Here is a 12,420-nt window from a genome sequence, read left to right as displayed (position 1 = left end):
GCGGGCCGCCTCGGCCTCGCGAAGCGACGCGGCGAAGCCCGGGTCCCGGACGTCGGCCGCGCTGATGTCGCGCTCAAACTCGACATGGGCCGCAAGCCCCGCCAGAAGCCCCGAGAAGGCGCGCGAGATCGGCGTGTGGGTGAAGTGGCGCGATGCCGGTTCCGTCACGCCGACAGGCGTGGTAAGGCTGCGATTAGCCATCATCGATCTCCATCTGATCGGTTTCGGTTAGGGCCAGGTTGAGGGGTGCAACCCTCACTTGGTCCGTTGCAAATGTGTGCAACTGAGTTTAATATGCATCGAATAAATTACGATGTCAACTGCACACAATGTGAATCATGGCAAAAACAGCAGCAATATCGGTCCGCGTTTCGCAAGAGACCAAAGAAGCTGTCGAAAAGGCAGCGAGCATCGATGACCGCTCAGTCGCATCGTATATCGACCGGCTACTTGTTCAGCACCTCAAGGATACCGGCTATCTGCAGAAGTAATATGGGCAGTAGTGCCTGCTGTTACGCACCTGGGCACCGAGTGTAATATCACTTGCGGCGCTTCAATAAGCTGTAGATCAGGAGCGCAGTCGTTGCGATTACGAAACCGCAGGCGATGGGGCGTTCCAATAAAATCATCGGATCCCCGCGTGAGACCAATAGGGCGCGGCGCAGGTTCGTCTCGATCAGCGGGCCGAGGACGAGGCCTAGGCGCAGCAGTGCAGGGATGAAGGCGGCCTGCATCGGCACATAACCGATGATCCCGATGGCAGCGACCATGACGATGTCGAAGGTCGAGCCGCGCACGGAATAGACGCCCTAGCAGACGAAGATGATGATCGCCGGGTAACGCCAGCGGAACGAAACGCGCAGCATCGACACCCAGATCCCGATCAGCGGCAGGTTCAGGACCAGAAGTAACAGGCTTCCGATCCCGAAGCAGACAACGGGGCCCCAGAACATGTCCGGGTGGGCCTGCAGCATCATCGGGCCAGGCTGTATGACATGGATGACCAGGGCACCCAGCATCAGCGCCATGATTGGATCGCCCGGAATGCCCAAAGTCAGTGTCGGGACGAAGGCGGTGATCGAGGCTGGGTTGTTGGCGGCTTCGGGGCCAGCGACCCCCTCTATGGCGCCCTTGCCAAAGCGTTCGGGCCGGCGGGCGACGCGCCGCTCCAGCGCGTAGCTGTGGGAGGACGAGATGGTCGAGCCGATGCCCGGCAGCGCGCTGAAGAAGCCGCCAAGCGCAGTGCCGCGGGTGATGGGCGCCACCATCCGCCGCAGGTCGTCCAGCGTCAGTTGCCCTTGGCGGCCGGGGCGTCAATGGTGAGCAGGCGGGTGTGCCGCTTGAAGTTGCTTTCCACCAATTGTCAATTTGGATCGAGCGATCACACTGGTATTAATTACCTAATACTCAAGTCTGGTCCGAACGTACCCGGCCCATTGCGGCCTGACAGCGCCGGCGTGGCGGCGCCCTGCAGCATCCCCAGACCGGACGTTCGCGCTTGGCGCAGCGAGATCTCACAGGCAAAGTCTGCTATGCGGGATTTCCAGCCATTCGCCGCAGTTGCATCGCAATCACCTCTACCGCGAGTAGTGCGCGGACGAGGGCGGGGAGCAGCCTTTCGCTGCAGAAGCAAAACGTGTGCCGACTGCACGCATTGAGACAGCTACTCTGCGGCCCTCTGACCCTCTTCAGTATTATTTTCGAAAGTACTTTGGGTGAAATTTGTCGTTCGAGGACGAACAAGCCCTGCGGCATCTAGCAGCGCTCGGTTCGCTTGGCGCGATGTTGAAAGGACATAATCCCATTCGACTGCCTGGATGATAACGCTCGAATGATCTCCACCAAGCCTTCTCTCTCGTCCTCGACGATTATGGACGTAATACCAACCTGAAACCTCCTCTGCAAGCTTCCCATGAAAATCGGCGACAACGAGACAATGAAACTGACAGTCGTCTGAAACACGAATTCTTCTGCGCCCAAAACCTTCTATTTTCCCGCCCTTTATCTCTGTTACGTATCTCCGAACTTGGTCCTCTATTCGTTCATCCGGTTTATAGTTTTCGCGTCCAGGGTGTTTTAGCTCAACAATAAACACCGTAGAAAGAGGTTCAGTGTCCTCGACATCTTCAGCGCCCCCCTGATTACCTACCGGTCCCAATGCATAGAGCACGTCCCATAAGAATATATCAGGCCTCAGGTCACTGTCATTTTCCGCAAGAACCGCAGCCAATCGTTTGTCAGATGAAAATCCAGAAGCGAATGCTAGGCGTTCGTCAAGCAGCCAAAGGTCGTGAGCCGCACGCTCTTCATCTTCAGGATTAGATGAATTTATCTTCATCGGGGCAAGCAGAGTATGCAGGGTATTCTCTACATGGTTCTTGTCCTTGTCGGGGCTGGTTCGGAGACGCCTAATCAAGCGATCCATTAAGTCTAAAACAACCCTCCTTCTTGCTGCATGGTGACCTAGGGCGGCTCTTTCGTTATCCTGCACCCCCTCAGCAGCTCGGCGCACTACTTCACCAAAATTCTCGGGCACTTGATCACCAGCAACGATCTTCTCGACCAGAGATGAAAGGGCTTCTTCTCTCTTCTGCTCCGCACGAAAGCGAGGAAGCGCTAGTCTGCTTACAAAATCTTCCGGGCTCTTCGCGTTCGCAGGTAACGATGCAAAAATCTCATCACTGTTGGCAAATCCAAAAATAGGTTGATGACGCAGGAACTTATCGAATTCCGCTCTGCGTGCTTTATCAAACTCGCTCAACTGGTCCGAGATGAACTCTGATCGAGCAGCTTTAACTGCGCCCTTTACAATTTCAGAAACTTCGGCTTCAGGCAGAGTAAATGATGTGCGGCTTTCAGCAACACTATTATCAAGTAGTTCGCCGCTTACCAAAATATGAAGCGCCAAGTCATCAAGATGTCCAGCCCTTAGCGGACCAATCGCAATGAGATCATCGACATTTCGACTTTCAACCGTTCGGCTGTTGCCAAGCAAATGAACTTGATGGCGTCCCGCCAACCCAGAGCTGGCTTTTTTGTCACAAAGAAAGCAAGTCACAGCCAGGCTTGAGCCATCTTGCACGCAAATATCACTAACTGCTTCGGGTCCTCTTGCAACTAATTCCGAAACATCCTTTGGATAAGTCGCAGTCTGCAAAGTGCCGCCTTTTGTGGTTGCAGATAAGGTAACCACTGGACCGACCTTACTCAGAAAATTCGAGATAAACTCTGCTGCCAAGTAATCATTGATAGTTGCTGCTCTTTTAGGGAAGAGATCCAAATAAGGTCCCTGACGAAGCCCTTTGAATCTAACTATAGTTCCTGTAGCATCTGGCATTAGGTCATGCTGAAGGTTGCCATTTTCGACTACCTGGTCTTGCTGTGCCAGACGAAACTCAAAGGATCTCCTTGAGATGCCAGTATCAGTTTTGAACTGAGAGATAACTTCGATTTTATTAAAAGCATCTAGCCAATATAAGCGACCAACTCCCTTGCCGCCACGTTCTTTTTTGAAATCGGTGTCAATCTCACAAAATGCATCATACCGATATTTATCAAGGCCAATACCATTATCTGATATTTCGATACAGATATCATCTGCCCCAATATCCGAAATTACTACCTTAACAACGCCATTCGAAAGGCCTTCGAGTTCTTGACATCGGTCATCTATTGCCATGATCGAATTACTAACGGCCTCCAAGAAGGGCTGCATGGCTTGCGCATAATTTCTTGGCTTAGTCAGCTTCCGAACCCTGTTGGGTAAGTTCTCGGTCATCGTAGGCATGTGAATTCCTCAAGTAGCAAACCGACCATTGCAGTTCGTCCATCACTTGTCACGCATGGTCGAACGACTCTGCGGATGCATCGGGCTGCAGCAATTCATGTGCGTGGTGAACGTCCGCTTCTGGCCGACTGCTCTTGCTGCGCCTGCATTCGCTGCGGGACGGACAAACGTCAGAGAGGGGCTCCTTAACGTCGATCTGCCGCATTGGTGCCGGCAACGGTCCAGGCAGCCCCTGACCAGCGCACTGGGCCCATACCGGACGATCGGCACACGGCGGGCGCTGCGGTGTTGCTTTCCCACACCGGACGTTGATGATCGGCGTAGCACAAGCTCTCATGTATCATTGATTCTGCGGGACAAGTTCAGCTGATAGGGGCCACATCGTCTTAGAACGCTGCTGAAAAACGTCCTGCTGGACGCTGAAACTGACACATGATTCACTTTCCAAGTGGGTTGATGGGGGAAGGCGATGCGGGGTGTCGACAAGACGAGCGGATCGCTGTTCAGCTACGTCAATCTTGAGGATCGCATTCCGGCGCGGCATCCGCTGCGCAAGATCCGGCATGTGGTTAACAATGCCTTGGTTAGCCTCGATATAGATATCACGACGCTCTATGCCGATTTCGGCCGTGCTAGAGCGGATGAAGTTGACACTCATTGATTAGCAATATTAGCATAAAGACAAGCTCCACAGAATGCCGAGCTGCACTTGAGAATTTGCAGTTCCCCTACAAAATCGCTGATCGATGCCAATGTCGCCTAGATAAGCTTTACGATAACATCGATTCGAAGCGGCTCGTGGCGGCTCAAAGAAAATCAAGCAATTAATTTGTTATGGAATAATATGTCAGACAATTTCTTGATTACCCCCGATAAAGTAGACCAAAAGCTCAATGATTTGCTAGAGAAATTTCTAGATGCGTCGGGCGATTTGTTTAGGAAAAATCAAGGCTACATGAAAGAATTCGAAGGGGGAAGATATTCATGTGCCTATGTCACATTATCAAGGCGCCTCAAGCAAGCGCTCGCTGTTGACCGCGAGCTATTGGTAGTTGCCTCCACTTTCACAGATCAGCAAACGAGAACCATTAAATTTGTTCAGGCAGAAATAGCCAACTCGTCTGGCCGTTTGGAGCGCAGTGTCGCTATTGTTGTTCACCTCGATCCTAATGGAAATATCAAGCTTAGGAACTGGGGTAGAGAAATAGGAATCTCGCTCTTACCAATCGATGGCCGCGCCGATTTGGGAGAAGCTCGCGATATCGAGAAGCAAATTTCTGCGCAGCTATTTTCTCATGATCCATTTGACGTGACGGGGCCAGTGTCAGGCGATAATCAATTTTTTGGTAGACGAGACGAAGCAATAGACCTTGCCCGAAAATTGCAACAGGGTCAAATAAGATCTTGCTTGGGAATTCGGAAAGTTGGAAAGACTTCCATTATCAATCGTGTTCTTAAGGAAATACCGCTTCACTTTGACTGCAAGACGATAATGATCGACTGCTCAAAAGATGATGTTTTTGAAATGACCGCAGAAAGATTACTTTCGTCTATTTCGGAAACTTTGCAAGTAATGCAGCAAAAGAGTGAGGATTACCTAGTGCTCCAAGCTAGCGAAAATAACGAAAGTTTAGCTGTAGCACGTATCAATCTCGAAAATAGTGTTCTTGAAATTGAAAGCGTCGTCCTTATCGTGTTTGATGAAATAGATTACATAACGCCAGGAAGTCCAACGGTCGACCACTGGAAAAAAGACTTTAATCGTTTTTGGCGAAATATTCGGTCAGTTTACCAGGAATGTGACCGGCAAGGAAAGCCGTTTTCGCTTCTTATTGGAGGTGTGTCTACACACTGGTTTACGGTCGATCAAATAAATGGAGTTGAAAATGCCGCATTGGCATTCGTTCCTGAAGAGTTTCTGAGTCCAATGCCATCGGGTGCCACGGTAGCAATGTTGAGGCGACTTGGTAAAATCGCCGGATTACATTTTTCTGATGATGCGGCTTTTTGGATCTCGGAAGAGACCGGAAACATGCCATATTGGGCTCGTAAATGTTGTTCATTTATCCAGCGGCAAATTCCCGTTGGAAGCCGACCGGTTACTATTAGCAAGGAGGATGTCGCGCCACTGGTTGAAACATTCGTCGAAAATGAGGGCTGTCCGATCGCTGAGGTAGCGCTGAATCATCTTTTCCGGGTGCATCCAGAGATGAAGGCGGCAAGTATTAGTATATCTGCCGGGGAAGCAGGCATTGTTCCAGAAGCGACACGGCGCACGTTGCGAAAGTATGGCGTAATAAACCTAAAGGATGAATTTTCCGGAAGTATGATCCGTAAAGCCTTTAGCTCGATAGTGCAAACTGGAACGACATCGCAGGTATATAGCGACGTAGTCGTGAGCAATGAGAGGAACGGATTAGAAGACTGGGCAGAGGATCTGGCAGCGCTAGGGCAGAGAAGAAATTTAATTGAGAGAAAACTTCGCAGCATTGTTCTTAACTTTCTGAGAATGCAGGCGTTGCAGTCAAAAAAACTTGATGGGCTAGCGGAGCATATCTTAGGAAGCCTACCAGAGCACCGTCGAAAGCAACTTATTGGCTTACCCTTGGACGCCCTTTTTCACAAAATGATGTGGCCTGAGCTTACCGCGCTCGTGAAAAAAAATTGGTCTCCTTTGAGGCGGTTTTTGGTGATCAAAAATTATTTGATGAGAACTCAATTTTAATTAATGATAGACCCGATGCCCATGCCAAGGAATGGGATATTGCTGATTTTGCGCTTTATCGTCGATCACTTCAATGGCTCGAGGAGCGCTTGGCAAAACTGCAGTGAAGAAAAGTGTAAAAACTGGATCGGTAATAAGTCACCGATAAGTAAATACCTTGCGAGATCGACTTATCCATCTGGATCGCTCGCGGCATCTGCTTCAGGGAGGTCAGTTTGTAATTAATATTATCGCCGTATCATAATGTGTTGGCCTCTTGTCAGGCCAATCAATTCGCGAAAACTGCGGATTACTAAAGTAATCGAAAAACTGGTGGATGGAGGTGAAAGACTCTCGGCATGACAACAAAATCCTCTTCGGGCTAGTTATGGAGCGGCCTTACCGTATGCCGTCTGTCCAGTTTCGGCCATCTACATTGATGGGTTCGCTTTAGCAAACCCCAGACAGGCCAGATGTCTGCTCTTTTGCAACGCTGCGTTAGTTATGCTGCGCCGCCATCGGTCCGCTTCCCGCCCAAAACAGCCCATCACCACGCTACGTGGCGGATCTTTCGCATTGGAAGCAAACTTCAGCGATAGATATACGACTTGAAGTCGGAGTCCTGTGTGACGGTGCCCCGATACATGCCTTCGCAGTTGAAGGGCAGGGACAGGTTTCCCTGGGCATCGACGGCGATGACACCACCGGATCCGTCATTCGATCCAAGGTCCTCCATGACCACATGGTGCGCCGCGTCCGCCAGCGTCTGCCCTGCATGACGCATTCGGGCCGCAATCTCGGCCGCGGCATGCCACCGGATGAAGATCTCGCCATGCCCGGTGCCGGATACCGCGCAGGTTTCGTTGTCCGCATAGGTGCCCGCGCCAATGACAGGGGTGTCGCCGACGCGTCCGGGCGACTTGGCCGTCATGCCGCCGGTCGAGGTGGCTGCGGCCAAGTTGCCGTGCGCATCGCGTGCTACGGCACCCACGGTCCCGTGGCGACGGGCAGGGTCGGTATCGTCGATGCCGTCGCGGCGCATCTGCAACGTCGCCTGTAGAGCGTCCCAACGCTGCTGGGTAAAGAAATAGGGTGCATCCTCGAACGGCAGGTCTGCATCGCGTGCGACCTGGAGGGCATTGGGGCCGATCAGCAGCACATGATCGGTCCGCTCCATCACCGATCGGGCAGCCAGGATCGGGTTGCGCGGCCCCATGATGCCCGCGACGGCGCCCGCCTTGCGCGTGGCGCCGTCCATGACCGCGGCATCCATTTCCTGCCGGCCGTCCGACGTGAAGACCGCGCCCCGGCCCGCGTTGAACAGCGGTTCGTCCTCCAGCACGCAAACCGCCGCCGTGACGGCGTCCATCGCGCTGCCGGCCTGCGCTAGGACATCATGCCCTACCTGCAGCGCGCGGCGCAGACCTGCGTGATACCGGGCCTCCAGGTCATCGGTCATGGTGTGGCGAAGGATCGTGCCGGCCCCGCCATGCACTGCGAGTGAAAATTTGGTCATCAGGAGGCTCCGTTGCTCAGTCCGGCCTGTTCCGCGCAGTAGGCCGCGATCTGGGCATGTGTGGCGATCCAGCAGTCATCCTTGGCTACGATCCGTTCCAGAAGTTGCTCAAGGATGAAGATGCGACTCCGGTATCCGGTAACATGCGGGTGCATAGTCAGCAGGAACATCCCACCTTCGGCATAGGCGCCCTCGAATTCTCGCAGGAAGATGTCCAGCACATCCGCGGGCGGCGTATAGGGGCGCTGCGCCCCGAAGCGGTTCATCATGAAATACACCGCATCGTCGCGGATCCATTCGACCGGCAACTCGACCATACCTGTCGGCTGTCCATCCTGCAGGATCTCGTAGGGGTCGTCGTCCGAGAACAGCGAGCTGTCATAGAGCAGCCCCATCTCTCGTGCGATCGACAGGGTGGCGGGACTGTAATCCCAAGACGGCGTCCGCATCCCGACGGGGCGCTGGCCGCTGACACGCTCCAGCGTGTCGGCAGCGCGCATCATCAGTTCGCGCTCCGTCGCGGCGTCCAGTGTGGTGTTCAGTTCGTGGATCCATCCATGCAAGCCGATCTCGTGCCCGTCCTGCGCAAGGGCGCGCTGTTCATCCGGATGCAGCAGTGCCGCGACCGCGGGGACGAAGAAGGTCGCCTTGACCTCTTGGCGGTCCAGCACCTGCCGAATGCGGGGAATGCCGCGCCGCGCGCCGAATTCGCCCCAGCTGAGACGGGCCACGGAATTGCCGCCGTCGCGCAGTTCGTTGGTCTCGTGATCGCTGTCAAAGGACAGTGCCACGGCGCAGCGCGCACCGCCCGGCCATCGGTCCGGCAGCAGGCTGCGGCCCGCGCGCACCGCGCCGACCTTGGTGCGCCATACGTCCTCGGGCCATTCGTGCGGGTCCATCATCCGTGTCCTCCGTCCACCTGCAGGATCTGTCCAGTGATCCAGTCCGCCTGCCGCGAGCACAGGAACGCGACCGCGTTGGCGATGTCGTCGGCCTGCCCAAGACGACGGAGATGGATGCTATCGATAATGCGCTTTTGCCTATCGGGCCCGAAGGCCTGCCACTGCTTTTCGGTCGAGGGATTGGACAGGATGAAACCCGGCGCTACCGAATTTACTGTGATCCCCGACTGCCCTAGTTCCAGCGCCAGTTGTTTGGTCAGCCCGACCAGTGCATGCTTTGCGGCGGTATAGGCCTGGATGCCCGTTAGGCTGGGCTTCAGACCCGCGCCAGACGAGATGGTCACGATCCGGCCGGCGCCCGCCGCCTTCATTCCGGGGGTCAGCGCCTGCGCGCACCACATGACTGCGTCGACATTGGCCGCGAAGATGGCCCGCCAGTCGGCTTCGTCCACGGTGTCCAGGGGCCGGCCGACTTGACCACGGACACCGCCGGCGGCGGTGATCAGCCCGTCGACCCGACCGTGCCGGTCCAGAACCGTTTCACAAAGCGCGCGGGCGCTCTCCTGCCGCCCGAGATCACCTGCGTGACAGCTGACGCCCGGCAGCCGGCCAGCGGCGTCAGCCCGGCATCGTCGATGTCCATCGCGGCCACGGTCGCGCCCGATCCCGTTAGGGTCCGCACGATCGCCGCCCCAATGCCCTGTGCCGCCCCCGTGACGGCAAAGACCTGTCCAGCCAGGGTCAGCTGCATGTCGCCACCATCCGGTCCAGAAGCGCGGTCGATTGCGTCCGGGTGCCGTCCTCGATGCCGTGGATCAGGGCACATAGTTCCGACAGGGCAGGGGTCGGAATGCCGTGTCCACGACCGATCTCGATCAGGACGCCGATCTGCGCATCGACCTCAGTCTTGCGCTTGCGGATGGCCAGGTCGCGATAGATGCCGGAATGGGTCTTCGCCGTCTTGCGATTGTGCGCCACCATGGCATCGATCGAGGCGTCCATCCGCGCCGCGTCGCGGGCCAGGAATGCGTCCGGATCGAAACCGTTGAAGCCTAGGGGCGTCACCCCCTCGGCCTGGGCCAGGCGCATGACCTCATGGCCCAGGGCGGCATAGACCGGGCGCCACGGGGCAGGGTCCATCGCGTCGGACATCGATTCCGGCGTCAGCGCGGTCGCGAACAGCAGCGCGCCATAGCCCATCTTGCCCCACAGATAGCCCCAGATGTTGTTGGTCACGACCGCCTCGGGTTCGACCAGGGCGAACAGGGCGTGCATCTCGCGCACCCGCGGGCTGATGCGACCGTCCAGTTCGCCCAAGGCGACCGCAGCCCGATTGCCGTAAAGGATGCGGCCCGGCTCCAGCCAGTCCGCGCCGAAGTTCACAAAGCAGCCGACCGTGCGATCGGCGCCGATCATGTCCGCGATCACGCGCTCGTTCAGGCCGTTCTGCGCCGACACGACGAAGCCGTCTGGCGCAAGGTGCGGCATCAGCATCCGCATGGCCTGCCGGGTGTGATGCGCCTTCACGGCCAGGATCACACGGCGATAGGTGCCGGTCAGCGTGGCGGGGGTCTGGGCCGGCAGGATCTGGACGAACGCCTCGACGGGACCTTCGATACGAAGACCGTCGCGGCGGATGGCCAGGACATGATCGGCCTCGATGTCGACCATCTGCACAGGGTGGCCGGCGCGGGCGGCATAGGCGCCCAGAATGCCGCCGATGGCCCCTGCGCCCCAGATCAGGACGGGTTCACCTGCGGTCATGCCCAATCGCCCTCGATCAGGGCACGGGTTTCCGCGACGGCGACCTGCCAGATGTCGTCCATTTGGTCGTCTAACTTCTGATAGTGGCCGCCGTAATTGCCGTCTCCGATTAGGTCGCGCACGCCTTTTGCGTTCCGATCGCGCAAGCGGTCGAAATCGACATAGGGTTTCTGCTCCGGCGGCACCGGGCGCCCCGGCAGTCGGGTCCAAGGGAAATTCTCCATCCATGATGCGTGGGAGGCCACCGGGTCGACGGCCTGCACGGCAGCCCAGGTGCGCGGCGCCCGCCACCAGTCATGGAACCGACACCGCGCGCCGGGACGGGCCTGCATCCATTCGGCGCAGACCGGCTGGACCGGGCTGTTGCCACCATGCCCGTTCACGATCAACACACGTCGGAAGCCTGTGTCGTAGAGACTGTCCAGGATATCGCGCACCAGTGCTGCATAGGTCGACAGCTTCAGGGAAACGGTGCCGGGAAAGGCCATGAAATAGGGCGTCAGTCCATAAGGCACCGCCGGAAAGACCGGGACGCCCAAAGGTGCGGCTGCATCGGTGGCGATCTTCTCCGAAAGGATTGAATCAACCGACAGGCTCAGATGGGCATGCTGTTCGGTGCTGCCCAGGGGCAGGATGCAGCGGTCGTCCTTCTGCAGATAGGCCTCGATGTCGAACCACGAGCTTTCGGAAATCTTCATGGCGTTTCTCCTTTGATGGCGCCAGCCGTGCGGAGGGTCTCCAGCGCCGGCAACAGTTGGGTCTGCACGGCATGGCTGTCGGGGGTGTGGCGATATTCGATAGTGGTCTGCTGGGGGCCAAGGTGGGATCCCAGATAGTCCGCCCCCGTCGCGTGAATCAGCACGTCGCAGTCAGCCAGCAGGCGATCAAGATCCTCGGCGTTGCGTGCGACGGCAGTCACACGACCCAGATGCGGTGCGAACCGACCGACGCCGGACTTCAGCACGCTGAGGAAATCATCGAAATACGAGACCAGCAGCACGCGCGCATCTGGTCGGATGCCGGCAAGGGCCACGCGTGTAGCCTCGTTCGGGATCAGGATCATGCTGACCTGCGGGATGCCCGGAAACAAATCGGCCGCCTGTGTCGCAAGCGTCCGCGGAGAGACGACCAGATCGACGCGGGCAGGCAGGTCGTCCCGCCGGTCGATGGTCCAAGGCATGACGACGTCGTCGGGCGACAAATACGGCGTCAGATCCCGGGAATAGGCCGCGGTCGCATCGCTGAACGTCCCTAATACAATGACGCGCAGGGGACGCGGCGCGGCGGACGCCGCCATCGTCACGCGAAAGGCGATATCCTGCGCTGTCAGCCCCAGTTCACGCCCAGCGGCGACGAGCGCGGCGATCTGACGTTCCAGTGCTGCCAACTGCCGCGCGCGCGCGGCGCAGGGGATGCCGCGGTCTGTGACGAAGGTGCCCGATCCGACCCGCCCCTCGATCTGGCCCCGCTCCTGGAGGGCGGCAAAGACGTTGCTGACCGTGACGGGCGACAGGCCCAGTGTCGCAGCAAGCTTTCGGACCGACGGCAGGCGGCTGCCAGACGGGATGTCCCCCGCGGCGATTCCATATTCCAGTGCCCCGCGCAGTTGCACGGAGACCGACACCGAAGAGGTCGGGTCGATGGCTTGGGCAATCCGCAGCAGGGCGGCGTCTAGGTCAGGGGTGGGAACGGTGCTCATATCGTATCATTGAATGATAACAGTTAGCCACTCAAGAGTGTTTTTTGC

Annotated in this window: 13 protein-coding genes and 1 pseudogene; 3 read left to right on the top strand and 11 right to left on the bottom strand. The window is 57.0% G+C overall.

Annotated elements, in window-relative coordinates; all coding sequences use genetic code 11:
* On the bottom strand, positions 1–204 hold a 204-nt coding region (locus tag TY51_RS21945; protein ID WP_156118003.1), incomplete at its 3' end, for a hypothetical protein.
* A 134-nt stretch (positions 205–338) separates the two neighbouring features.
* On the opposite strand from TY51_RS21945, the gene TY51_RS24540 reads away from it, so the two are divergent.
* Positions 339–491 carry a DUF1778 domain-containing protein gene (locus tag TY51_RS24540; RefSeq protein ID WP_373960691.1) on the top strand — a complete coding sequence of 51 codons (153 nt, stop codon included), beginning with the start codon at positions 339–341 and terminating at the stop codon, positions 489–491.
* Positions 492–539: 48 nt separating this feature from the next.
* On the opposite strand, the gene TY51_RS20345 is transcribed toward TY51_RS24540, so the two are convergent.
* From TY51_RS20345 to TY51_RS21940, 3 genes are all read right to left on the bottom strand, one after another.
* Positions 540–797: a hypothetical protein gene (locus TY51_RS20345; RefSeq protein WP_052650119.1), complete on the bottom strand. Its 258-nt coding sequence runs from the start codon at positions 795–797 to the stop codon at positions 540–542.
* 12 nt (positions 798–809) lie between these two features.
* On the bottom strand, positions 810–1,286 hold the full coding sequence (locus tag TY51_RS20340; RefSeq protein WP_373960694.1) for a tripartite tricarboxylate transporter permease: 477 nt from the start codon (positions 1,284–1,286) through the stop codon (positions 810–812).
* A gap of 377 nt (positions 1,287–1,663) precedes the next feature.
* Positions 1,664–3,787 (bottom strand): ATP-binding protein, encoded by a 2,124-nt coding sequence (locus TY51_RS21940; RefSeq protein ID WP_156118002.1) that lies wholly within the window; start codon positions 3,785–3,787, stop codon positions 1,664–1,666.
* Positions 3,788–4,256: 469 nt separating this feature from the next.
* Here TY51_RS21940 and TY51_RS12170 point away from each other — a divergent pair.
* Together TY51_RS12170 and TY51_RS21935 are read left to right on the top strand one after the other, a co-directional pair.
* A pseudogene (locus tag TY51_RS12170) lies at positions 4,257–4,418 on the top strand (IS5/IS1182 family transposase); the annotation flags it as partial.
* A 213-nt stretch (positions 4,419–4,631) separates the two neighbouring features.
* Positions 4,632–6,512 (top strand): hypothetical protein, encoded by a 1,881-nt coding sequence (locus tag TY51_RS21935; RefSeq protein WP_156118001.1) that lies wholly within the window; start codon positions 4,632–4,634, stop codon positions 6,510–6,512.
* Positions 6,513–7,080: 568 nt separating this feature from the next.
* On the opposite strand, the gene TY51_RS12165 is transcribed toward TY51_RS21935, so the two are convergent.
* From TY51_RS12165 to TY51_RS12140, 7 genes are read right to left on the bottom strand one after another with little or no spacing between them, the layout of a single operon-like run.
* A complete protein-coding gene (locus TY51_RS12165; RefSeq protein WP_042249983.1) occupies positions 7,081–8,007 on the bottom strand; it encodes an isoaspartyl peptidase/L-asparaginase family protein in 927 nt (308 codons plus the stop codon).
* On the bottom strand, positions 8,007–8,909 hold the full coding sequence (locus tag TY51_RS12160) for a polysaccharide deacetylase (protein WP_042249982.1): 903 nt from the start codon (positions 8,907–8,909) through the stop codon (positions 8,007–8,009). The genes TY51_RS12165 and TY51_RS12160 overlap by 1 nt, the downstream gene beginning before the upstream one ends.
* A complete protein-coding gene (locus tag TY51_RS12155; protein ID WP_231559035.1) occupies positions 8,906–9,514 on the bottom strand; it encodes an SDR family NAD(P)-dependent oxidoreductase in 609 nt (202 codons plus the stop codon). The genes TY51_RS12160 and TY51_RS12155 overlap by 4 nt, the downstream gene beginning before the upstream one ends.
* Positions 9,412–9,660 (bottom strand): SDR family NAD(P)-dependent oxidoreductase, encoded by a 249-nt coding sequence (locus tag TY51_RS23460; RefSeq protein ID WP_231559034.1) that lies wholly within the window; start codon positions 9,658–9,660, stop codon positions 9,412–9,414. The genes TY51_RS12155 and TY51_RS23460 overlap by 103 nt, the downstream gene beginning before the upstream one ends.
* Positions 9,651–10,673: a ketopantoate reductase family protein gene (locus TY51_RS12150; RefSeq protein WP_042249981.1), complete on the bottom strand. Its 1,023-nt coding sequence runs from the start codon at positions 10,671–10,673 to the stop codon at positions 9,651–9,653. Before TY51_RS12150 ends, TY51_RS23460 begins: the two co-directional genes overlap by 10 nt.
* Positions 10,670–11,371 (bottom strand): creatininase family protein, encoded by a 702-nt coding sequence (locus TY51_RS12145; protein ID WP_042249980.1) that lies wholly within the window; start codon positions 11,369–11,371, stop codon positions 10,670–10,672. The genes TY51_RS12150 and TY51_RS12145 overlap by 4 nt, the downstream gene beginning before the upstream one ends.
* A complete protein-coding gene (locus TY51_RS12140; protein ID WP_042249979.1) occupies positions 11,368–12,372 on the bottom strand; it encodes a GntR family transcriptional regulator in 1,005 nt (334 codons plus the stop codon). Before TY51_RS12140 ends, TY51_RS12145 begins: the two co-directional genes overlap by 4 nt.
* Positions 12,373–12,420: the final 48 nt, after the last annotated feature.

Source organism: Paracoccus sp. PAMC 22219 (genome assembly GCF_000787695.1).
Taxonomy (GTDB): Bacteria; Pseudomonadota; Alphaproteobacteria; order Rhodobacterales; family Rhodobacteraceae; genus Paracoccus.
The sequence above is the reverse complement of the archived record's forward strand: the minus strand, read 5'-3'. Positions and strand labels throughout refer to the sequence as shown.

Coding starts and splice junctions, on each gene's coding strand:
- TY51_RS24540 (WP_373960691.1), top strand. CDS start 339: ATGGCAAAAACAGCAGCAATATCGGTCCGCGTTTCGCAAGAGACCAAA.
- TY51_RS21940 (WP_156118002.1), bottom strand. CDS start 3,787: ATGCCTACGATGACCGAGAACTTACCCAACAGGGTTCGGAAGCTGACT.
- TY51_RS21935 (WP_156118001.1), top strand. CDS start 4,632: ATGTCAGACAATTTCTTGATTACCCCCGATAAAGTAGACCAAAAGCTC.
- TY51_RS12165 (WP_042249983.1), bottom strand. CDS start 8,007: ATGACCAAATTTTCACTCGCAGTGCATGGCGGGGCCGGCACGATCCTT.
- TY51_RS12160 (WP_042249982.1), bottom strand. CDS start 8,909: ATGATGGACCCGCACGAATGGCCCGAGGACGTATGGCGCACCAAGGTC.
- TY51_RS23460 (WP_231559034.1), bottom strand. CDS start 9,660: ATGCAGCTGACCCTGGCTGGACAGGTCTTTGCCGTCACGGGGGCGGCA.
- TY51_RS12150 (WP_042249981.1), bottom strand. CDS start 10,673: ATGACCGCAGGTGAACCCGTCCTGATCTGGGGCGCAGGGGCCATCGGC.
- TY51_RS12145 (WP_042249980.1), bottom strand. CDS start 11,371: ATGAAGATTTCCGAAAGCTCGTGGTTCGACATCGAGGCCTATCTGCAG.
- TY51_RS12140 (WP_042249979.1), bottom strand. CDS start 12,372: ATGAGCACCGTTCCCACCCCTGACCTAGACGCCGCCCTGCTGCGGATT.